The sequence below is a fragment of the Providencia sp. M-27 genome (assembly GCF_011077905.1).
GTDB classification, from domain to species: Bacteria; Pseudomonadota; Gammaproteobacteria; order Enterobacterales; family Enterobacteriaceae; genus Providencia; species Providencia huaxiensis.
In genome coordinates this window covers 168,073-191,113 of record NZ_JAALBT010000005.1, presented here as the reverse complement: position 1 = coordinate 191,113, position 23,041 = coordinate 168,073, and the positions used below count along the sequence as shown (strand labels likewise).

Genomic DNA, 23,041 nt, shown 5'->3' with positions numbered 1-23,041 from the left:
TCATCCTTCAAGCTGCAGGGGTGTTGACTACGCTCAGCAACCCGAATCACATACTTTTGAGGGCATACCTGAAACCGGTACACCCTCAACGTTAATTAGAAACTAACGTTAACGTTCGCCCAATAGCGGCGTCCGTCTTCAACATCCCAGTTTCCATCAACTTTATCAATTTTAGGTCCTTTTTCATTACCAATATTTAATACCGCAAAGTTAAGTTTGGTATTTTTAAATAATTGATAGGTTGCGCCGACATCCATAGTGGTATAGCCACTACGATAGCGAGGCACTTTAGAACCATTACGTTGTGCTGCCCACACCTGTTTTCCTTCATAATGCGCACGTGTGTATAAAGTGAGGTCTTCATTGAAGTTCCAATCTAATTTCGCATTAGCAATATGTTTTGGTGTTTTATCCAATGGATAACCTTTTAAGGAAATACCGTTACCTAATTTCTCATCATCACTTTTACGTTCGGAATCGGTGTATGTATAATTTAGGTTAAGATTCCAATCCTGTGCGATAGGAATACCTGTTGCAACTTCAACACCTTTGATGTTCGCTTTACCCACATTATCGTAGGTATATAACGTGAGGTTAGGGTGGTTAGGGTCGGGTTGGTTAAGTGAGTAGCTAGTTAGCTTGTTTTTGAAGTCGGTATTAAAGAACGTTAAGCTCGCATTAAAGCCAGACTCATGGTTATAAGCAATACTGATTTCTTCACTAACGCTTTTTTCCGGTTTTAGGTCTGGGTTACCGTAGATAATCCCGTTCCCCCCCTGGGTAGAGGTGCCATAGCCTTTACTGATTTCACGTAATGTAGGTGCGCGGAAAGCAGAAGAAACGCCCCCTTTAATGGTGATCTCATCCGTCAGATAATAAACGGCATAACCCCTTGGGTTCCAATGGTTACCATAAGTTTCGTGGTGATCTAAACGTAGTCCACCGGTTAAGATCAGATCATCCGTTGCGGTAAATTCATTTTCGACAAACAGTGCTGATTGATCGACTGACATACTGGTTTTTTCCATTACGCCTTTTGAGACCAAGGAGCTGTCTTTGAGTTTTGAGTACTGATATTGCCCGCCGACTGTTTAGATGTTGTCCGGCAGGAAAGCCACCACTTTTCCATCAACAACGGTATTGGTGATTTCGGGTACGCGGTCTTCATAACCGCCTTCCCAATGTCCTGTTGTTTGATTACGGTCTTGGGATTTTATTTTACGTTTGGTTTTTTCTTGGTAAACACTGAGCTCAGTATTAAAAGAATCCCACTCACCTTTATAAGTCAGAGCTGCATGGTTGCGGTCATTATGCCACTCTTCTTTGGAATTATATTGCTTGTCCCCACCACGAATTTCATATTCAGACCCAGATTTACCTGGTGTCGATGTTTTCTCTTGGGTACTACGACCTGCTTCTAATAAGAAAGTTTGGTTCTCTTGTGGTGTAAAGGTTAATTTGGCTGTTAAGCTACGGTTATCACGTTGATGATGACCTTCTAAGATTTTATCTTCCTGACGGTAGTTACCACCACCATATAATTGCAGGCCGAGTTTATCTTGAATTAATGGGCCTGATAGGTAGAAGTTACCGTCGGTTGAATTACCGCTATCGCTATTTTCTTGGATAATCGCGCCTGTTGTCACACTACCGTGCCATTCATTGGTCACTTTTTTGGTGATGATATTGATAACACCACCCATCGCATCAGAACCATACAGGGAGGACATAGGTCCACGGATCACTTCGATGCGTTCAATCGCTTCAACAGGTGGCATAAAGTCCGCTTCAAAACCACCACTCCCATTTGGACGTGATTCACGGCTATTTTGACGACGCCCATCGACCAATATCAACGTGTATTCGCCGGGTAAGCCACGGATATTAATATCTTGTTTGTTGGCAGCACCAACGATACTTACCCCTTCCACGTCTTTAACCGCATCGGCGAGGTCACGAACAGGTTTATTTTGTAGCTGGTCTGCCGTGATCACAGTCACGCTAGCAGGAGCATCACGCAGTTGTTGCGAGAAGCCTGACGCACTGACGACCATGGTATCTGTTTTACTGTCTGCTGCTGTAGCACTAAATGAAGATAAAGCCGCACAAACACCGGCGGCAATCAGGGTGTAGTGATATTGCGAAGTCATAGTTATCCCTAGGAAATATAAATGAGAATGATAATTATATTGTTTGCGAATATTATCACTAAAACATATCAAAAATAAATAATGGGCTAACTAATTTATGAGCAATATTTGATCTCAGCTAAGAATTTTCACCTATAGTGTTCTCCCCCTTTTATCATTTTTACCAAGCTTAACGAAAAATTAAGGTTTAACCTTGGTTTATGGTGTTTGGGGATGCGCAAATTTACTCTAGTGCTAACGTTAACTAGAAAAATTTGAATTATATGAAACATACATTTTTAGCCATTTTATGCTGTTTTATTATGGCAGTGGCTCAAGGGGTACAAGCGGAAGAAATACGCTTAAGTGTGACGCATCCGCAAAAAATTAAAGTTGCGGATGTGGTTAGCCTTCCTGGCCAATTTGTGGCGCGAAATGAAATTTCTATCGGTTCGCCATTACAGCAACAAATCGTCACCGCAGTATTTGTGGAAGAAGGGGAGTGGGTGGAGAAAGGCCAATTGCTTGCCACCTTAGAATCGCCAATCCAAAGTGCTGCTGTACAACAATTGAAAGCTGAAATTGATAAGGCCGCGGCTTATATCAAACAGCAAGAAGCACTCAGTAGGCAGTCACAAAGTGAGCTTCAGCGCTTGTCTCCGCTGGCTAAAACAGGAGTTATTTCAGCAAATGACTTTGGAAAAGCAAAAAACGAAGCTGCAGCGCAAAATGCACTTCTCACAGCAAGTCGGGCAGAATTACGCCAATTACAAGCCCAACTAAGGCGTGAGCAAAGCCAAGAAGATAAAGCAAAAATTATTGCGCCCGTTGCAGGTGTGATCAGCGAGCGCCATGCAATGAGCGGTACGCTATCTGATAACGCATTGTTATTTAAACTAATCGAAAATAACGAGCTAGAGTTTGAAGCCCTCGCACACCCCTCTGAATTAGCCCGCATCCTTGGGGATAACCCCGTTATGATGAAAGTGAATAACAATACGGTCATTTCGGGAAAACTACGTTATTTATCACCCAAAATAGAGGCTTTAACCCAATTAGGAAAAATTAGAGTGACGCTAACCGAACCCGTTCAATCGATGAGATTAGGGGAAACCGGTACGATGACCTATACCAATTCACCGCGTGAATACATATCACTGCCTTATAGTGCGATTCGTACGGAGCCTGATGGTCAACGTTTTATTTTTAGTGTGGCAAATGATGGGCGCGTAGAAAAACAACCCGTCCAAATAGGTAAAATTCAACATGGTCATGTTGAAATATTAAGCCCGTTAGCGGCTAACCTTGACGTGGTGACTTACGCTCAAGCCTTTTTATCTGAAGATGATAAAGTTGTTCCTGTAAGGGCACCGCAATGAAGCTACAGCTATCGTCTTGGGCGATAACGCGTCCAATCCCAACTATTGTGATTTTTTTAGCCCTGACAATCGCTGGGCTTTTCTCTTTTAATCAATTACCTATCACTGCGAACCCAGTGATTACCTTTCCGATTGTTACGGTTACTGTCACACAGGATGGCTCATCACCGACAGAGTTAGAAAATGCCGTCACAAAGCGAGTTGAACGCGCAGTTTCTGGGATCCCCGGTATCCGCCATATTACCTCATCGATTAGTGAAGGCGCATCAACGACAACCATTGAATTTGATTTAAGTGTTGATGCCCATGTCGCCACTAACGATGTACGTGAACAAATTGGGCAAATTCGTGGGGAATTGCCGCAAACTATCGACGAACCGTTAATTAACCGCATTGATGTCGAAGGCGGGGCGATTTTACGTTATGCCGTTTCATCTGAAACCGAATCTATCGCCGATTTGTCTTGGTTTGTCGATGACACCGTGAGTAAGCAGTTGATTACTGTGCCAGGGGTGCAAAAGGTCAGTCGGTTAGGGGATACAGAGCGAGTAATTCGCATTGAGCCGGACGCAGATAAACTCGCTGCAATGCAGTTATCGATAGCGAGTATCAATGGAATATTGAAAAATAATCATCAGAATTCTGCTGGGGGAAATGCAAAATACAATAGGTTACAGCATACCATTCGTGTTTTAGGGGAAAAACAGGCAGTAGATGATATTAAAAACATCATGCTACCCATTGATAACCAAAAATCTATCAAGTTGGGTGAAATCGCTAATATTTATGATGGCCATAAAAATGTGAAATCTATTTCGCAACTTGATGGTAAAGAGGTTGTCGGGTTTGCGGTGTATCGTGCAAAAGGCTCTAGCGATACCAAGGTAGCTCAGGGCGTTGCACAAGCACTGGAAAAGCTACAAAAAGCCAACCCAAATGTTGAAATAAGCTTGGTTTCATCGACGGTCAAATATACGGAATCGAGCTTTACGCTAACGATTCAAACCTTATTAGAAGGGGCCTTTTTAACCATCGTTATCGTATTTTTCTTTTTGAAAAGCTGGCGAGCCACTTTGGTGGCAGCAGTGGCATTGCCTCTATCGATATTACCGACCTTTTTTATTTTGATGTTATTTGATTACAGCTTAAATAGCATCACATTACTGGCCCTGACGTTAGTGATTGGCATCTTAGTGGATGATGCGATTGTTGAAATTGAAAATATCCAAAAATATATTGAACGCGGTGAGCGGCCGTATCTTGCTGCATTGAAAGCCTCTGATGCAATAGGTTTTGCGATTGTTGCCATTACGCTAACGATTGTCGCGGTATTTTTACCCGTTAGTTTTATTGGCGGCTTTGTGGGGCAATATTTTGTACCATTCGGTATTACCGTTTCTGCCGCTGTGTTGTCTTCCTTGTTGGTGGCAAGGTTAGTTACGCCATTAATGGCAGCCTATGTATTATTGCCACAAAAAGGTGCCCATGAAGGCGTTAAAACAGCAAATTGGATAGCGCGTTATACCCGTTTTTTATCGATGACACTAAAACACCGTAAGTTCGCATCAATGCTAGCTGGTGGGTTTCTGTTTGGTTCAGTGGCGATAACCAGTTTTTTGCCTGTGGGGTTCATGCCAGATGGTGATATCAGTGTTAGCCAAATTAATATTGAGCTGCCACCGGGAACGCCTGTTGAGCAAACGCAGAAAAAAATTAATGAAATTGCCAAACAGCTAAAAGATAGGCCGGAAATTTTATCGGCCTACTCGATTGCCGGAATTGCGGATGACTCAGAAGGCGTTGCTCAGCACAAAGGCGAAATGATTTTAACCTTAACTGAGCCCAGTGAGCGTGAATTATCACAAAAAGAATTTGAGCTGGCTATCTCTGAGTGGTTAAGCCAAAAAACGGATGCACGTTACACTTTCAGCAACAGTAATGGGGGAAAAGAATTTTCGTTAATGTTTACAGGGAGTGACCCTGAACAACTCGAAAAATCGATGCAAAAATTGCGCGAGGCAATGGCAAAAATTGATGGGTTTAAAAATGTCCAAGTTATGAAACCGCTATTACGTAAAGAATTGATTGTTAAACCTAATGTGGTAGATGTTGCCCGAACAGGCATCAGTGTGGAAGAGATTGCAAACACACTACGCATTGCGACTATGGGGGAGGCAAATTCACGTAGCGCTAAGTTTAATCTGCCAGATAGGCAATTAGCCGTACAGGTGATTTTACCGGAGTCCCAGCAAAATAATATTGATGTGCTGAATAATTTATATGTAAGAAGCCAAAATGGGCAAAACGTCCCGATTAAATCTGTTGCTAATATTGACTCCAGTGATGGCCCTTCCCAGATTGAGCGAATTAATCGCCAAAGACAGATGTCGATAGAAGCCAATTTGGAAGGGCTCACATTAGGGGAAGCGTTAGATATTGTGGCGCAACTTCCTGAGTATCAACAACTGCCACACAGTATTTCCCAAGTGGAATACGGTGATATGGAATATATGATTGATATGTTCGAACGCTTTGGCACTACGATGGTATTCAGTGTGTTACTGGTTTTCGCTATTTTAATCGTATTGTTTAAAGATTTTATTCAGCCGATTACCATACTGGTTGCCTTACCCTTTTCGATTGGCGGGGCAATTATAGCTTTAGTGTTATACGGTGCGATGATCGATTTACCTGTCATTATTGGTATTTTAATGCTGATGGGGATTGTGACGAAAAACTCGATTTTGCTGGTGGAATTCATTCTTGAAAAACAACGTTCAGGTATGGCGCGAGAAAAAGCGATTATTGAGGCAGGACAAGAGCGTATTCGGCCCATTATTATGACGACCTTTGCCATGATTGCAGGGATGATCCCCCTAGTACTAACAAGTGGGGCAGACGCAGGGTTTCGAGCCCCTATGGCCATCGCTGTGATTGGCGGCTTGTTAAGCTCCACGATCCTTAGCTTGTTGTTTGTCCCTGTGATTTATAGCTTGATGGATGATTTAAAACGTAAATTATTACCTCAGCTCGCCAAATTAACCTCAGTGACAAAAGAAGACCGCAATATTAAGCACTGGTAAAGGGATAAAAGCTGGCCGAAAGGCCAGCAATGACTCACGTACTTTGTTACTCTGTTAAGCATCGTATTGATGAGGCCAAAAATGAAAATCGAGACGATTAATTATATTAAAAAGCAAGCGGCAGCCCGTGATCAAAAATTAAAGTCTCAAGTTAATGAATCATAAATATAGCCTAATAAATAGGGTTATTACATCAAAAAAAGAATATCAATAATTGAATGACTAATTGCTATCAAAAATAAATGTTATTTAATGTTTTTTATTTTTAATTCTTATCATTAATCTAATTAGGAACGGATTTGATTAAATTGATAATAAAAATCAATTTAACACCTAACTCAGTTTGTTTATAATTACTTGTTTTATATCAATGCATTAATGGTTTTTCGTTGGAATTGATTTAATTGTAAATTATTAGCTATTGCTTTATTACATATACTTCGTGAATATAGAGGGAGAATTAATATTGATTTCAGACCTTGAGAGTTATTATGAGTCAAGATACCCATTCAGAAATACACAATCAAAAAACGACGAATGAAAAACGTAGAACAATATGGATGGTGGTAGCCACAATAATTATCGTTCTATTATTTGTAGCCTATGGTGTTTATTGGTTTTTAGTTTTACGCTTTCAAGAATATACCGATGACGCTTATGTATCCGGTTTGCAGATCCCGATAGTTGCGCAAACAACGGGTAATGTGACTCAAGTTAACTTTGAAAATACTGACTTGGTAAAAGCGGGTGACGTATTGGTTGTATTGGATAAAACTAATGCCCAATTGGCATTTGAACAAGCCAAACATGATTTAGCAACAACTGTGCGCAAAACCAAAGAGCTGTATATCAATGGTGATGAGTATCAAGCGCAAATTCAAAAAAACCGGGTGACACTTGCGCAAGCGCAAAAAGATTATCAACGTCGTGTGGCGCTAGGGCGTAGCGGTACTATTTCGAAGGAAGACCTACAGCATTCGCAAGAAGCCGTACAACTTGCGCAGGCGGCTCTGGATATTTCTATTCAACAATATAATGCCAACCGTGCATTGCTGCGTAACACGGAGCTTAAAAAGCAACCGGCAATTCAGCAAGCGGCTGATAGCGTACGCAGTGCGTGGATAAACTTACAACGTACTGAAATTAAAAGCCCGATGACGGGGTATGTTTCACGGCGTAATGTTCAAGTCGGTTCTCAAGTCAGCCCACAGAGCTCTTTAATGGCCATTGTGCCTGTTCAGCCTGTTTGGGTAGATGCAAACTTCAAAGAAACCCAACTGGAAAAAGTCCGTATTGGGCAACCCGTGACTATCAATAGTGATTTTTACGGAGAGGATATTGTTTATAACGGCACTGTTGTTGGGCTTGATATGGGAACCGGTAGTGCTTTTTCATTATTACCCGCTCAAAATGCAACCGGGAACTGGATTAAGGTGGTACAGCGTTTGCCTGTACGTGTTGAATTAGACCCTGAGCAGGTGGCGAAACACCCACTGCGCATTGGGTTGTCCATGAATGTCACGATAGATATTAAAGACCAAAATGGCCCTGTTTTAGCGGAAGTTCAGCGTACAGTACCGGCATTTGAAAGTGATGTGTTGGTCTTAAACTTAAGTGATGTCGACCACATCATCGACACCATTATCAGCGATAACGCAGACTAGCTTGAAAGGAGCCGTTGTGGCAGATATTCAACCACTTAAGGGTGCAAAACTGGTATGGGCAACCATTGCGTTGTCCCTTGCAACTTTCATGCAGGTGCTTGATTCCACGATTGCTAACGTGGCTATCCCGACGATTGCCGGTGATCTCGGGGTTTCCATGTCACAAGGAACATGGGTCATTACCTCGTTTGGCGTATCGAATGCGATTTCTATTGCGATTTCAGGTTACCTCGCGAAGCGTTTTGGTGAAATCCGTGTTTTCTTATGGGCAACGGCACTTTTCACATTATTTTCATTACTTTGTGGGTTTTCCGATAGCCTTGGTATGCTGATTTTATACCGCGTATTGCAAGGGGCTGTTGCAGGGCCGGTGATCCCGCTTTCGCAAAGCCTTATTATGCGTTGCTACCCGCCGAAAATGCAAAATATGGCGTTAGCATTTTGGTCGATGACCATCATTTTAGCTCCAGTGTTCGGTCCTATTTTCGGTGGTTATATTAGTGATAATTTCCATTGGGGCTGGATATTCTTTATGAATGTGCCTTTGGGAATTTTCGTCATTATTGTTGGCTCTATTATCCTAAAAGGGATGGAGTCGAAGATCGTGAAAGTCCCATTCAATGTGATTGGTTTGGCGCTACTTTCGGTGGGCGTTGGTTGCTTACAAGTTCTGCTCGACAAAGGTAAGGAGCTGGGATGGTTGGCGTCTAATGAAATTGTTATCTTAGCCGTTGTTTCAGCGATTGCATTGGTCTTCCTCGTAATTTGGGAACTTACTGACAAAAACCCAATTGTCGAATTATCGTTATTTAAATCGCGCAATTTTACCATCGGGACGATTTCTGTCAGTTTGGCATATATGGCCTATTTCGGCGCTATTGTATTGTTGCCGCAGCTCTTACAAGAAGTGTATGGCTATACGGCAACATGGGCAGGGTTAGCATTGGCACCCATTGGTTTATTGCCTGTGTTGTTCTCGGCTCCAGTGGCAAAATTATCCGATTTTCTCGATATCCGCTGGATAGTGACCTTTAGCTTTGTATTTTATGCAATTTGTTTCTTCTGGCGCGCGTATACGTTTGAACCGGATATGGGCTTTTCTGCTGTGGTTTGGCCGCAATTGGTGCAAGGGATGGCGGTGGCTTGCTTCTTTATGCCACTGACCACATTAACCCTTTCTGGCCTACCGCCCGAAAAACTCGCTTCGGCGTCGAGTTTAGCCAACTTTTTCCGTACCTTAGCGGGTTCAATAGGGACTTCCATTACCACAACGTTGTGGAGCGATAGAGAAGCCGTACATCATAGCCAATTAACGGAATTTATTACCGATTACAATCCTGAGTCTTTAGGGATGTATCAAGAAATGGCCGCTCATGGGCTGAGTACCGAACAGACTTCCGGTTTTATTGCTCAGCAAATTACTAGCCAAGGGTTAATTATTGCTGCAAATGAGATCTTCTGGTTATGCGGTTGGGTATTTATTGCGCTGATTATTACCGTTTGGTTTGCTAAGCCACCATTTGGCAGTAAAGCGAAATAATTAATGGATGGGGCTAAGTATTATAGCCCCATCTAGCTTATAGCTGGGATTTAGGAATAATATTCTCAAAACTTAGGGTTGGCCGGTTTGTTTCGACTTCTTTGAGCGGCTCGACTTCTTTAAACGTGTTTAAGCAGCGCGTGACTAAGTTTTGATAATCTTTAGTTCCGCTGGTTTTCCATGCAATTTCTTTTTCTGATAATGTGCGAAGTACTTTTGCAGGCGTACCAACGATAAGACTATTATCAGCAAATATCGCCTCGGCTTTGATAAAGGCGCAAGCACCGACAATCGAGTTTTCGCCAATTACTGCTCCATCCATAATCACACTGTTCATCCCGACTAAAGCATTACGCTTGATATGGCAGCCATGTAAGATAGCCCCATGGCCAATATGCCCATTTTCCTCGACGATCGTTTCATACTGTGGGAAACCGTGCATGACACAATTATCTTGCACGTTTGCGCCATCTTTGATGATCAATCGGCCAAAATCGCCACGTAAACTGGCATTTGGGCCAATATAGACATTTTTACCAATAATAACATCTCCAATCACTACTGCAGTAGGGTGGACAAAACTTTCAGGGCTGACGACTGGCGTAATGCCATCGATTTGATAAAAAGGCATATGGGCTCCTGTAATAGAGGTTTTAGGCCGCGAGCTCTCGGAGTACACCACCAAAGCGGCGATAGTAAGCGCTGGATGGTTGAGGAAGTTCACCAACCGTACTTTCGCACTGTTCAGAAACGTATTGGGTCGCGGCTTGGTCGATACGCTGATAAATATTGGTGCAAAGGTGGCGTGCAATATGACCTTCCCATTGTGTGGGAAGGAGCTCGTCTGGCAATAATGGGTCTTTTAACGTGACACGACGATAGAAATGGATCAGCAATAAACGTAATTGAAAGCTGTGTTCCGGGGAAATTTGCGCATCAATATTTTCTTTAAGCAGTAATGCGAGTGGCCTAAATAATGAAATAAACTGGTGATAGTGTTCTGAAATTTCTTGCAAAGACCAAGCATGGGAAACCAGTTCTTTGAGGTTTTTTTCTGAGCGGCTATAGGGGTAATCTGCGTGAAAATAAATTGTATTTTCAGTCGCATTGAGTTCATTGAGTAGCGTGGCTACATCACTTTGTGCACAGCTTGGTGCCGCCATGAGTGAGGTATTAAATTGCCCGAAACCGAGCCAACTAAGTTCCTTTTTTAGCCTGATTTTTTCATCTTTTTCAGCGGTTTCAAGAAGGAGTAAATCCCACTTTCCATCCCAATCAGGTTGTTCTGCGAGATAAATTTTATTTTCTGCACGGCGAAATCGGCTTTGCCCGCGCTCAGAAATACGGTAATAGCTGCGACGGCCGATTTTTTCTGTATCAAGCCAACCTTCTTTTTGTAAGCGGAAAACAGACGTTCGGACAAAACGATCAGTAAAACCCATCGGCTCTAACAGCTTAGTTAAGCTTCCTAACCACACTTCACCACCACGATGGTGCAAAGCATCACCATATAGTGAGCTAATTAAAGAGGTGCCGCTAATAGGTTGGCTTGCTATTGCATGTTGTATGAATTGGTTAAGTTTATTTTCCATTTATATTTCATCTATAAAATTTATGTATCAGAAGGCTTACTGAATAGTAGACATAAATTTAAAGGTTGTCTTTGAAGTGACCCTATAAAGTTGATACTTTTAGTTAAATGGCTTGTAAGGCCTGATTTCGGTATTCAACTGGAGTCAGGTCTTTTAATTTGATTTTTATCCATTTGGTATTGCAATACTCTTCAATAGTGCTGAGGCTGTTTTTACCTGTGTGGATGATCAAGCGATCACGTTCCTAGTCGTATCGAACATTCACAATATTGTCGCTCTTTATAGTGTGGAACAACGTACTTAATATTGGTTAGCACCATGTCAAAGCCTGATAGGACTTCAAAGGTAAGTTTCTTTTGAGCCTGTTATTAAGTCTGAGTAGCAGGTATATCGGAACTACGAAAGTGAGTAAATGATCATAATGAAACTGACCCACCTGTACCAATGACGAATGGCAGATGAAAAAATAAATTATAGTGTTGAAAATACTCAATTACTCGTTTGATTTATAATTAAGCTTTGAATTCTAATTATTCAGTTTATGGGTAACAATTTCAATTATTTGTTCTTAAAAGGAAAAAATAAGTGCACTAATTGCTAGAAATAAAGATGTTTACTGTATGAACAAAAGTGTTGCGGGAATTAATATTTGTAACATATCTTGTTTGCATTAAGAGTAGAAAACAATATTAATTGTTTATTAATAAGATTAGATATCTTTTTTCTTGTTTTTAGTTACTACCAACAATTAAAAAATGGAGTTTTACTGGTATGAATAATGACGTGAATGAATATCTTAGAAGAGTGAAAGTTTCCCCCTCTAAATTGTCAAAGCTTGAGTTTTTATTCAGACTTCATCATGCTCACTTTTATTCAATTCCATTTGAAAATATAGATATGAAGCGGAACGCTTTAGAATCTATATCTACTCAGGATGTTATGAAAAGAATTATTTATAGTAACCGAGGGGGAATGTGTTTTGAACTTTCCATTTTAATAAAATTCGTATTTAAGCATTTCGGTTATAATTACGGGATTAGATTAGGGAGAGTTTTAACGCCTAAAATAACACCCGCAACACACCAATTTTTTATTGTAAATATAGATGGAGATAAATGGATATTCGATGTTGGTTATGGAGCTAAAGGTCCTCGCTCTTTACTTAAATTATCTGATGGTTATTTACATGAGCATCCATTTTTATCCTCAAGAGTTGAAAGACACAATGAGCATGGTTGGATTGTTTCAATAAAAGAAAATAGCCAACCAAATGCAAATTGGGAAAACATATATTCTTTTCATGATATTGAAGTACTCAAGCAAGATGTGGAAATGGCTTATTTTTATATCCTACACTCTTCAAACAGCCTTCTCAATAAAAATGTAGTAGTGAGCTTACCGAAAGAAATGGGAAGAATTAGCATACGTAATAATGTATTTACAGAAGTAAAAGGACATTGCGCATCAAACATAAATATTACGAATAAACATATGATGTCAGATTTGCTGTTTGAACGTTTTGGGATTGATATCCCTTCCTCTCTCCTTACTAACTAGAGAAATAAAAATCCATGAATGCAACATATCTCATTGTACCTGGATATACAAATTCAGGTAAGGGTCATTGGCAATCCTACATGGAAAGAAAATATAGTAATGTCATTCGTGTGCAACAAGATGATTGGAATAATCCATCACGGTATGAATGGGTCGAAAAAATAGATAAAGCAGTTAATGATATTGAGGGAAACATTGTACTTCTGGGTCATAGTTGTGGAGCGGTAGCCATTACTCAATGGGCTGCCTTAAATGCTTGCGAGAAGATAAAGGCATTAATTCTTGTTGCTCCAGTAGATGTTGACTCTGAAATAGCGATTACTCCGATTAAAAATCAGAGGCCATTACCATTATGTTCACTAAATACCAAATCGTTACTTATATTTAGCAATAATGATGAATACTTAAGTGAGTCTCGTGCAATTTATTTAGCAAAATTATGGGGTTGTACGACCCATTTTATTCATAACGCTGGTCATATTCACACCAATGCTGGATTCGGAGAATGGACAGAAGGTGAGACTTTATTTGAAGAATTCACAGGTTTTTTATTACTAGATTCGAGAGAAGGGGCTGAAGATGTTTGAGGATATCAAACAGTTTTCTCCTGCTGTGCGCCATTTCCTTATTGCAACGTTCTTAATGGGATTAAGTAATGGAATGTTTGATACGGTTTATAATTTTTACCTAGAAGCTCGCGGTGTGGATAAAACAGAAATTGGTTACATTTATGCGGTTGCAATGTGCATAATGGCTGGTGTTGTAATTCCATTGATATATCTAAGCAGACGTATGTCTCAAAAAAAACTACTTATTATTTTTTCATTCATTTACGCAGTGCCATTCATTCTATTGCCAATAGTTTCCTCTGTATGGGTAAGTGCAATTACACTTGGATTAATACTTTCAGGTATGATTGCATTATTATCTTTGGGTAATTCATTGACTGGCTCAAATACTAAATCTGAAAGTAGGACAACACTATTCAGTTGTTTTTTTGTTGCTTATTTAGGTGCAGCAATGATAGGCTCGCTAATAGTTAGTTTTATAACTTATTATCTAAAGTCAATGGCTCTAATAAATTTTCAGCTAATTCTTGTAACTTCTTTTATTTCTTCAATTTTGATGATCTATTTTCGTTTTAAATCTATTGGCGGGCTTTCTGAACCTGAGAATGATGAAAGCAAATTTACCTGGGGAAATAAAATGGAATGGGGGAATTTTTCTAAATTATTCTTAGCATCTTTATTTTTAGGTGCTTCTATTACATTAATATTTAGGTTTGTTAATGTTTTATTTAATTTAGCTTATTCCATGAATGTGAGTGAAATATCTCTAATAATGAGCATTGATAAAATAATTAGTATTGTAGGTGCGTTATTTGCACCACTTCTTATTAATAGGCTTACATTGAAGCCGACTATAGTGATAATTGGAATATTAACCGCTTTATGTCTTTATCTACAGTCACTCCATATATCGGTAGTCATTTTTATTTTACTATATTTTATCAGATTATTGCTAAATTATTGTTTGATGCCGCTTTTAGATACTCTAGCAATTACCGGTTTTTCTACTGAAAGAACGCTTTTATCTACAAGTGTGCGACAGCTTGCATTTTATTTAGGGAGTGCCCTATCGGCCATAACTTATGGGAAGTTATTAGATGCGGGATATTGGGAGAGAGCTTTAGTTATATCTTCTATTCTTGCATTTGTCGGAGCTATCTTCATGAGTCTTATTCATGTAAAAAACAAATAATATTTCTATATCTAATATGTAGGGGGTATAAATGAAAACTGCTTTTGAAATACCAGATAGTCATAGCGTTGAATTGATGTTATCCAAACTTTCGATGCTTTGGGCAAATAGAGCCGCAGTTAATAATAAACATTTAGACTACGCAGATCTTGTTTTCGATGCTACAAAGAGTGACTTCAGTGAATCATTATTACCATTTAGAAACCACGATGCGTGGAAGGAAGCTCCTGAAATCGTTAAAAGCCGATGCTTATCATACGCATGGGGAATTTATAATTTAAAGACAATCTATATAGAATGCGATGTAGTTACTCCGGCTTGTGAAGATATTATTAAATGTCCACCGACTAACTCTAAGAATAGAGCTAGATTACAGGATGTGATGTCCGAAGCTCTTCTTGATGAAGCTTTGCATACAAGAATGTCGATTATGGCATGTAATTATATTTATGACCGTAGAAAATTAGAGCATCTAAATTATACTGATTTTAATTTGATTAAAGCTCGTCAGGTAATGCTTTCGGATTGTACAGCTGAGTGGCAAAGACGACTAACTTGTTTTGCCGTGGCGTGCGCTAGTGAAACTTTGATAACCGACTATCTAAAGGTTATGGCAGAAGATTGCAGTATTCAAAATATTTGTCATGAGGTTACAAAGACTCACGCTCATGATGAGTGGAGCCATTCTAGTGTTTTCAGTTATGTTGCTTATGATATTGTCCGTGATTTAGGTTTTAGTGAGCGTAAATATATGAGAGATATAATGCTGAGAACTGTTAACCTTTTTGCTGATAATGAACTTGGATCTTGGAAGGAGGCTTTTAAGCTTTCAGGTATGCCTCACGCAAGAGATATTATTGAAGAAACTGATAACTTAAATGAAATTCAGATTTATTTAGAATCGGCAGAAGCTGTAATTACCAGAATAGGCTTATAGCTTAAATAGAGAGTATGCAATGAAACTCACTTTAGTAGAGTCACATATGTTAACCGACAAGATCAGGATGTTTCTTCTTAAACCGACATTAGATTCAGATATTCTAACTGACGCAGTTCCTGGAAAACATTTCAACTTCCAATTTATTGGAAGAGATAAACGATTAAAACAACGTAGTTATACACTGGTATCTCAGGATATAAATAACCACTATAAATTTATTATTGAGAACAGAGGATGCGATAGTGAATCTTCAACAATATGGAAATTGTTATTAGATAATGTAGGCATTAGCATTTTTGGGATCGGAGGTGAAATAACATTTGATACTATTAAAAATAGTAGAAATGTACTTTTACTTGCAGGAGGAATTGGTATAACGCTACCTATTTCTCTAATTTATGAATGCGCTAAATATTATAGCCACATAATGTCAGGTAAGAACATCCAATTAGTTATAAGTTATCCCAGTCTTAGAGATATTCCATATTTAAATGAGCTTCTTGACTTTCATATGAAATATCAATGGTTTACATTGTGCGTTAACATTACGCGCTCTAAATTAAGAAAGACCAGTGATATTATTAATATGGGCAGAATAGACTTAGCAACTGAAAAAACAAATGGAATTCCAGATACAGTGGTTATTTGTGGAAGCAGAATGTTTACGGAATCCATGATTAAAGGTGTTAGATGCAACTTTCCACAAGCATCTATTTTTACGGAATTTTTTGGCTCAACTCAGGTTCAACTTACTAACTCCGAAGAACTCAACAAAGATAAAAGTATTGTAAGAGTAAAGGACTTCGATACGCCATTGTTAATAGATAATAATAGAACTGTGTTAGATAACCTATTACAGAATAATATCCCTATTAGATATATTTGTTATTCGGGGATTTGTGGTAGCTGTAAATATAGATTAATTAGAGGTTCGGTGTTGAACCATCCTGATTTTTGTTTAACAGAAAAAGAAAAGGCTGAGAATATTCACCTTGCCTGTTGTTCTTTTCCTAAAACTGATATTGATATTGAACTCGTCTGAGATTACAAATACAAGGAAATTCAATGAGCAATAAATGTGTATTGATTGTAGATCCGTTTTCCAGTGGAGCAACTTTTGTTGGGCGAGTTAAAAAATACTTTGGTTATGATGTGATTGCATTAATAACTAATAATGAGCTTCCTGCTGTAATCTTGAATTCATTCAAGGAAGAGGACTATTCATTCGTTTTTTATTCCACCTCTCATGATGATGCTGCACGCCAAATAGAATTATATTTAGGTCGAGCCCCTGATTTTATAGTATGCGGTTCTGAGCCTGGTGTACTTATTTTTGATCAATTAAGTAACAGGTGGAACTTATTACCTAATATATTTAAGCTTAGCCAAACTAGGCGAAATAAGTATTTGATGCAAAATCGACTAAAGCTTGATGGAATACGTTACATTCCACACTACAGAGCCAGAAAATTAATAAATATGCTGGCATGGTGCGATGAAAATAATTTTGCTGAATATGTTGTAAAACCAATTTACTCTTTTGGAACTGATGGTGTTTTTTTCTGTAAAGATAAAAAAGAAGTTGAGAAAGCATTTAATTTGTTAATTAATACGTATGACTATTCTGGTAATAAAAATAATGAATTATTAATTGAACAAAAAATAGAGGGTATTGAGTATGTAGTGGATGCTGTAACAAGTAATGGAGTTCACTTTATTGTGAACATATTTAGATATATAAAGCAAGAGGTGCAAGGTGTACCGATTTATCATCAGATGGTAACGGAACCAATAGAAGAACATCTTGAATTGGTAAATTATACAAAGTCTATACTCACGTCTCTTGGTATATGTAATGGTACATCACATAATGAAATAATACTGTCTTCTGAGGGGCCTGTATTAGTTGAATCAGGAGCAAGAATGCATGGAGGGTTAGGGCCAACCATTGTCGAACGATGTAACACTCACTCTTTGATTGATCTTAGCTTAATTGTACGGATTGACCCTGCTAAATTCATAGAGAAAACACGTATACCACCTACATTACATTGCTATGGAATAGAGTATTTTCTTAGTTCAACCAATGCAGGGTATGTAAAAGAAATAAACATAGAAAATCTTTGTGGACCCTTAGAAAGTTATGGTTTAACTATTTGTAAATTAAAGACTAAGGACTATTTAGAGAAAACGGTTGATTTGATTACTTCCTACGGAAGAATAGTTTTTTTTAATAACGACCGTGAGATTTTATCATCTGATGTTAAAACTGTTGTTGATTTAGAGAAAACTGGGAAATTAATTACTTTTATGTAGTTAATGAAAACATGTAGTTAATTAAAACGTCTTGCAATGGGAACAGCGGAACTAATTCAATATGCTCTTCTTAAAGAGTAATATACAACTAAATGATCTAACGCTTCGATAAATTTTGCTATGTTTTCGTAACTAAAGTCACTGTCTGACTGTTTGTAGAGATGATTGAGTCATTTCCCTCATCATGCTCTTCCTAGTGTTTCTTGAAGTCCGGCAACAAGCGGCTTTTGTAAGCCCAGCTTGAACAACTGATGTTCACTAAGTCGTGAAAGATCTTTCATAGCTTTTCCTTATTCGGGTTTTTTCTTAGTCCATCGCGGAGTCTCTTTCTCACGAAAAAGACTCTCAGTAATTGGTTGTTAAGCTACTGGGGGACTTCACTTCCATTATCTGTTTTAAACACTTTCTCAGAGATTAAGGCATATCAGAGTAGTTCATTCCAATATGCCTTAATAATTTGAATTAAATCGCAATTCTAGTATCAATTACTCGTTCTGCTTTGCCTTGAGAACGGGGGATATCACCGCAATTTACAATACTAATACGGGTGCTAATACCCACCATCGATTTGATTCGGTGCTTTAAATGGTGGCAGATATTACAGCGTTCATCATAAGTGAGCTGTTCAGGGTGTTTGAGCTCAACACGGACAGATAAATTGTCCATATTGCCTTGGCGACCAATCTCTAATTGGTAATGAGGAGAAAGTTCCTTAAATTGCATGATTTGTTCTTCAATCTGAGAAGGGAACACATTCACGCCGCGAATAATCATCATGTCATCTGAACGACCGGTGATTTTACCAATTCGACGCATATTACGGTTGACCCCTTGCATGAGGTGGGTGAGGTCGCGAGTTCGGTAACGGATAACAGGCATAGCTTCTTTTGTAAGGGTAGTAAACACTAACTCACCATGCTCACCTGCCCCTAATGTTTTTAAGGTATTGGGGGAAATAATTTCTGGATAAAAATGGTCTTCCCAAATCGTTGGGCCGCTCTCGCCTGAATCCGCGCACTCCATAGCAACACCGGGCCCCATTACTTCAGATAAACCATAAATGTCTAATGCTTTGATACCAAGGCGGGTTTCAATTTCAGTTCTGAGGGATTCAGTCCAAGGTTCTGCACCAAATACGCCTAATCTAAGTGAGCACTTACTAGCATCTCCACCCATGATTTTCTCAAGTTCATCAATAATACTTAAGCAGTACGATGGGGTTACCATGATCACATCGGGTTTGAAATCCGCGATTAGTTGCGCTTGTTTTTCAGTTTGCCCACCAGACATAGGAATAACTGCGGCTCCTAGGCGCTCCGCACCATAGTGGGCACCTAGCCCTCCGGTGAATAAGCCATAGCCGTAAGCAACATGGACTTTATCGCCTCGGACAGTGCCTGCAGAGCGTAAACTACGTGCGATCAGGTCAGCCCAGTTATCGATGTCTCGTTGGGTGTAACCCACCACCGTTGGGCGGCCAGTAGTTCCCGAAGAGGCGTGAATACGGATGATTTGGTCCATTGGCACGGCAAAGGTGCTAAATGGGTAGTTTTCGCGTAAATCCTGTTTGGTCGTGTAAGGGAATTTTTCGATATCACTCAGTTGTTTGAAATCGTCAGGGTGTACACCTGCATCATCGAATTTTTTGCGATACATGGGTACATTTTCATAGGCGTGAGTGAGTGTCCACTTCATTCGAGAATACTGTAAAGACTCGATCTCATCCCGCGATGCAAATTCAATTGGGTCGATGCTATCTTGTATATTGCTCATAATTGCCTGTCCTCATAATTATTATGGTTACCAGTTCACGCTAATCAATGACGTTCCTGGTATAAGCCTGAGCAGGTGTAGGGTTTCAGGCTGTTTTTTATTTGTAATAAGACGTTGTTCAGACTCGTTCAATAATCATTGCTATCCCTTGGCCAACGCCGATGCACATGGTGCATAATGCATAACGACCTTGTTTGCGGTGCAGCTCATTGATAGCAGCAATAACAAGCCTTGCCCCACTCATTCCAAGTGGATGACCTAGCGAAATTGCCCCTCCGTTAGGGTTAACGTGTGAGGCGTCATCAGGTAAACCAAGCCCCCTTAAAACGGCAAGTGCTTGTGCGGCAAAGGCTTCGTTTAATTCGATAACATCCATTTGTTCGATGGTGAGCCCTGCCATTTTTAATACTTTTTGCGAAGCAGGCAGCGGGCCGATGCCCATCAACCTTGGCTCGACTCCACAAGTAGCTGTAGCGATGATACGAGCCCGTGGTGTTAACCCTTGCTGCTTGGCAATCGTGTCGGATGCGATAATCAGTGCGGCAGCCCCGTCATTAACACCGGAGGCATTACCCGCTGTTACCGTTCCGTTATCGCGGAATGGCGTTTTTAGTTTTTGTAGTTGTTCAAAAGTCGTTTCTGCTCTTGGGTGTTCGTCTTCGCTGACGACGTATTCACTTTTACGCTGTTTGACCGTAACAGGGATGATTTCTTGCGCAAAAATGCCGCTAACTTTTGCAGTTTCGGTGCGTTGTTGGCTGCGCAATGCAAAAGCATCTTGGTCTTCACGGCTAATTTTGTAGGTTTCAGCCACATTTTCCGCAGTTTCTGGCATCGAATCTGTGGAAAACTGTTGTTCCATTAGTGGGTTGATAAACCGCCAACCAATAGTGGTATCAAACACTTGTGCTTGGCGTGAGAATGCAGATTCTTGTTTGCCCATGACAAACGGTGCTCGGCTCATGGACTCAACACCTCCGGCAATCATCAGCCCAGACTCCCCAGCTTTGATGCTTCTTGCCGCTAATGCAATGGCATCTAGCCCAGAGCCACATAGGCGGTTAATGGTGGTTCCAGAAACGGAAACAGGGAGCCCGGATAACAGCCCAGCCATACGTGCCACATTACGGTTGTCTTCTCCTGCTTGGTTTGCGCAACCCAAAATAATGTCATCAGTCAATGACCAATCAAGTTGTGGGTGCCTCTCCATTAGGGCTTTTAATGGCACTGTGGCAAGGTTGTCAGGACGTAATGGTGACAAAGCGCCACCGTAGCGGCCAATTGGGGTGCGGACACCATCACAAATAAACGCATCTATCATGATTGTTCTCCTGTTAAACGATGGCCTAACCGATGAGAACGACCGTGGAATAGCGCGAGTGTTTTGCCATCTTGGTTCGTTATCTCGACTTCATATAAACCGTTGCGTTTGCCTTGGTGTTGCATTGTGGCGGTGGCGGTTAGTAAGTCACCTTCAAAACCGGGACGAATAAAATCAATGGAACACATTGAGGCAACAGCGGCATGCCCTTGGCTATTACAGGCGTAGGCAAATGCAGTGTCGGCAAGGCTAAATAGCTGCCCACCGTGGCAGGTTTTATGACCGTTAAGCATTTTTGCTGTGATAGGCATTTTCAATTGCGCAAAGCCCTCTTCGACTTTTTCAATGGACATACCCATAGCTTTTGCGCATGCATCATCACGGTACATAATGTGAGCTGATTGCTGAGCTAGCGTATCGTTTGGCAGTGAAATCATGGTATCTCCTTGAAAGTTAAAGATTGATAACCCGCTGCTAATTGCCTTAAAAGCGGGTTCGGCCGATAACGGTTGTCCCCATAAAACTGAGCCAAATTTTCAAGAACTGACAGCACGCGTTGCCAGCCTAGTTGCATACCCCAAGCAAGTGGGCCTTTGGGGTAATTCACCCCAAAACACATGGCATTATCGGTATCTAAAGCAGTTGCTATCCCCTTATTGACGATATCTAACGCTTCATTGCATAACATCGCGACCGTTCTCATGGTTAACAGCGCTGGGTAGTCGGGTAATACAATCACGTGTTTCCCTAATGATTGAAAAAACGCGATAGCTTGCTGGTTTTGTTGCGCATTATTTTGTGCTGCACAGCTTAACGTGATGGTTGTTGCGGCAAGGTAATTTGCCGATAAGTCAAAATGCACGACGGCTTGTTTTTGTGTTTGCGCATGTGATGATGTCAATTCACCATTCGTTAACATAATAATAACGTCATTAACAATAAGTGTCGGGGATTGTTCGGAATGTTGTGTTAATCCTTCGAGAGAGATCCCATTTTCAGTTAAAAGCTGCGCAAACTCAGGAAATATCTGCCAATCGCCACGAGCTTTTATATTTTGAGGTTGGTCAAGGTGGATTTTTTCTGCAACGGAGGGTAAAGGTTGAGGTTTATTATCATCATAATGATAAAACCCTTGCTTCGATTTACGGCCTAAATGACCAGCTTGGACTAATTCCAATTGCATTAATGAGGTTTGAAAGCGTGGGTCATAGCCGAAGGCCTGAAATACCGACTCAGTCACTGCATAGTTCACATCATGGCCAATCAAATCAGTTAGTTGTAATGGCCCCATAGCGAAACCCCCTGCGTCACGTATTGCGCTGTCTAATGTGGCAGGAGACGCAATTTGTTCTTCAAGGGCACGTAATGTTTCAGCGTAGAATGGTCTGGCGACACGATTAACAATAAAACCAGGAGTTGAACGACAAACTACAGGCACTTTTCCAAATGATAGTGTCAATTCTTTCAGCTGTTTTATCACTGTATCTGATGTTTCTAGCCCACGGATCACTTCAACCAATTTCATCACGGGAGCAGGGTTAAAAAAGTGTAACCCTGCAAGGCGCTCAGGATGTGTGAGTTGTTTACCGATTGCGGTAATTGATAAAGATGAAGTATTACTAGCAAAAATGGTTTTTTCGTTACAAATGCCTTCAAGTTCACTGAAAATAGCTTGTTTGATTTCAAGTTTTTCAGCAACAGCTTCTATTACCAATTGTGCATCCGACAGTGCCGAGAGACTTTTTGCCACTGCAATTTTTGCGATAATCGCCTCAGTGACCTCGGGTTTTGCTTTTCCTTGCTCAACACGTTTGCGTAAACGCAGGGTCATCGTTGACAGACTATGGTTTAAGACATCTTGGTTAACATCAAACAACAAGACACGTAAACCCGCGCTCGCGGCAACTTGCGCTATACCAATCCCCATGGTTCCAGCGCCAATTACCGCGACGGTGTTGATGGTTAAATTCAAAGGTAAGGTCATGA

Annotated in this window: 17 protein-coding genes and 1 pseudogene; 10 read left to right on the top strand and 8 right to left on the bottom strand. The window is 40.3% G+C overall.

Annotation, left to right across the window (positions count from 1 at the left end):
• Window positions 1–95: 95 nt before the first annotated feature.
• A pseudogene (locus G6Q48_RS09595) lies at window positions 96–2,150 on the bottom strand (TonB-dependent receptor domain-containing protein).
• Window positions 2,151–2,413: 263 nt separating this feature from the next.
• On the opposite strand from G6Q48_RS09595, the gene G6Q48_RS09590 reads away from it, so the two are divergent.
• From G6Q48_RS09590 to G6Q48_RS09575, 4 genes are all read left to right on the top strand, one after another.
• The gene (locus tag G6Q48_RS09590) at window positions 2,414–3,508 is read left to right on the top strand and encodes an efflux RND transporter periplasmic adaptor subunit (RefSeq protein ID WP_166266071.1); all 1,095 of its coding nucleotides are present in this window, start codon (window positions 2,414–2,416) and stop codon (window positions 3,506–3,508) included.
• Window positions 3,505–6,591: an efflux RND transporter permease subunit gene (locus G6Q48_RS09585; RefSeq protein ID WP_166266068.1), complete on the top strand. Its 3,087-nt coding sequence runs from the start codon at window positions 3,505–3,507 to the stop codon at window positions 6,589–6,591. Before G6Q48_RS09590 ends, G6Q48_RS09585 begins: the two co-directional genes overlap by 4 nt.
• A gap of 491 nt (window positions 6,592–7,082) precedes the next feature.
• Entirely contained in the window at window positions 7,083–8,255 is a 1,173-nt protein-coding gene (gene emrA / locus G6Q48_RS09580; RefSeq protein WP_166266065.1) for a multidrug efflux MFS transporter periplasmic adaptor subunit EmrA, read from the top strand.
• Window positions 8,256–8,271: 16 nt separating this feature from the next.
• Window positions 8,272–9,795 carry a DHA2 family efflux MFS transporter permease subunit gene (locus G6Q48_RS09575; protein ID WP_102138781.1) on the top strand — a complete coding sequence of 508 codons (1,524 nt, stop codon included), beginning with the start codon at window positions 8,272–8,274 and terminating at the stop codon, window positions 9,793–9,795.
• A 37-nt stretch (window positions 9,796–9,832) separates the two neighbouring features.
• On the opposite strand, the gene paaY is transcribed toward G6Q48_RS09575, so the two are convergent.
• The 3 genes from paaY to G6Q48_RS23185 all read right to left on the bottom strand — a co-directional run bounded on the left by paaY (window position 9,833) and on the right by G6Q48_RS23185 (window position 11,619).
• A complete protein-coding gene (paaY, locus tag G6Q48_RS09570) occupies window positions 9,833–10,426 on the bottom strand; it encodes a phenylacetic acid degradation protein PaaY (RefSeq protein ID WP_166266062.1) in 594 nt (197 codons plus the stop codon).
• A 22-nt stretch (window positions 10,427–10,448) separates the two neighbouring features.
• Window positions 10,449–11,387 (bottom strand): phenylacetic acid degradation operon negative regulatory protein PaaX, encoded by a 939-nt coding sequence (gene paaX / locus G6Q48_RS09565; protein ID WP_102138783.1) that lies wholly within the window; start codon window positions 11,385–11,387, stop codon window positions 10,449–10,451.
• Window positions 11,388–11,490: 103 nt separating this feature from the next.
• Window positions 11,491–11,619 carry an IS3 family transposase gene (locus G6Q48_RS23185; RefSeq protein ID WP_114365406.1) on the bottom strand — a complete coding sequence of 43 codons (129 nt, stop codon included), beginning with the start codon at window positions 11,617–11,619 and terminating at the stop codon, window positions 11,491–11,493.
• A 539-nt stretch (window positions 11,620–12,158) separates the two neighbouring features.
• Here G6Q48_RS23185 and G6Q48_RS09555 point away from each other — a divergent pair.
• The 6 genes from G6Q48_RS09555 to G6Q48_RS09530 are packed head-to-tail and all read left to right on the top strand — an operon-like array spanning window position 12,159 to window position 17,961.
• Complete coding sequence (locus G6Q48_RS09555; protein ID WP_102138784.1) at window positions 12,159–12,944, top strand: arylamine N-acetyltransferase family protein; 786 nt, start codon at window positions 12,159–12,161, stop codon at window positions 12,942–12,944.
• A gap of 14 nt (window positions 12,945–12,958) precedes the next feature.
• On the top strand, window positions 12,959–13,531 hold the full coding sequence (locus tag G6Q48_RS09550) for an RBBP9/YdeN family alpha/beta hydrolase (RefSeq protein ID WP_102138785.1): 573 nt from the start codon (window positions 12,959–12,961) through the stop codon (window positions 13,529–13,531).
• Window positions 13,524–14,705, top strand: coding sequence for an MFS transporter (locus tag G6Q48_RS09545; RefSeq protein ID WP_102138786.1), 1,182 nt, complete (start codon window positions 13,524–13,526; stop codon window positions 14,703–14,705). The genes G6Q48_RS09550 and G6Q48_RS09545 overlap by 8 nt, the downstream gene beginning before the upstream one ends.
• Window positions 14,706–14,736: 31 nt before the next feature.
• Entirely contained in the window at window positions 14,737–15,642 is a 906-nt protein-coding gene (locus G6Q48_RS09540) for a diiron oxygenase (RefSeq protein ID WP_102138787.1), read from the top strand.
• 19 nt (window positions 15,643–15,661) lie between these two features.
• A complete protein-coding gene (locus G6Q48_RS09535; RefSeq protein ID WP_102138788.1) occupies window positions 15,662–16,687 on the top strand; it encodes a 2Fe-2S iron-sulfur cluster-binding protein in 1,026 nt (341 codons plus the stop codon).
• A 23-nt stretch (window positions 16,688–16,710) separates the two neighbouring features.
• Complete coding sequence (locus tag G6Q48_RS09530; RefSeq protein ID WP_166266059.1) at window positions 16,711–17,961, top strand: ATP-grasp domain-containing protein; 1,251 nt, start codon at window positions 16,711–16,713, stop codon at window positions 17,959–17,961.
• Window positions 17,962–18,423: 462 nt separating this feature from the next.
• Here G6Q48_RS09530 and paaK read toward each other — a convergent pair whose 3' ends face one another.
• From paaK to G6Q48_RS09510, 4 genes are all read right to left on the bottom strand, one after another.
• Window positions 18,424–19,734, bottom strand: a complete 1,311-nt coding sequence (gene paaK, locus G6Q48_RS09525) for a phenylacetate--CoA ligase PaaK (protein ID WP_094960845.1) — start codon at window positions 19,732–19,734, stop codon at window positions 18,424–18,426.
• 118 nt (window positions 19,735–19,852) lie between these two features.
• Window positions 19,853–21,055 (bottom strand): 3-oxoadipyl-CoA thiolase, encoded by a 1,203-nt coding sequence (pcaF, locus tag G6Q48_RS09520; protein ID WP_166266056.1) that lies wholly within the window; start codon window positions 21,053–21,055, stop codon window positions 19,853–19,855.
• Window positions 21,052–21,492, bottom strand: a complete 441-nt coding sequence (paaI, locus tag G6Q48_RS09515) for a hydroxyphenylacetyl-CoA thioesterase PaaI (RefSeq protein WP_102138791.1) — start codon at window positions 21,490–21,492, stop codon at window positions 21,052–21,054. The genes pcaF and paaI overlap by 4 nt, the downstream gene beginning before the upstream one ends.
• Window positions 21,489–23,039, bottom strand: a complete 1,551-nt coding sequence (locus G6Q48_RS09510; protein WP_166266053.1) for a 3-hydroxyacyl-CoA dehydrogenase — start codon at window positions 23,037–23,039, stop codon at window positions 21,489–21,491. The genes paaI and G6Q48_RS09510 overlap by 4 nt, the downstream gene beginning before the upstream one ends.
• Window positions 23,040–23,041: the final 2 nt, after the last annotated feature.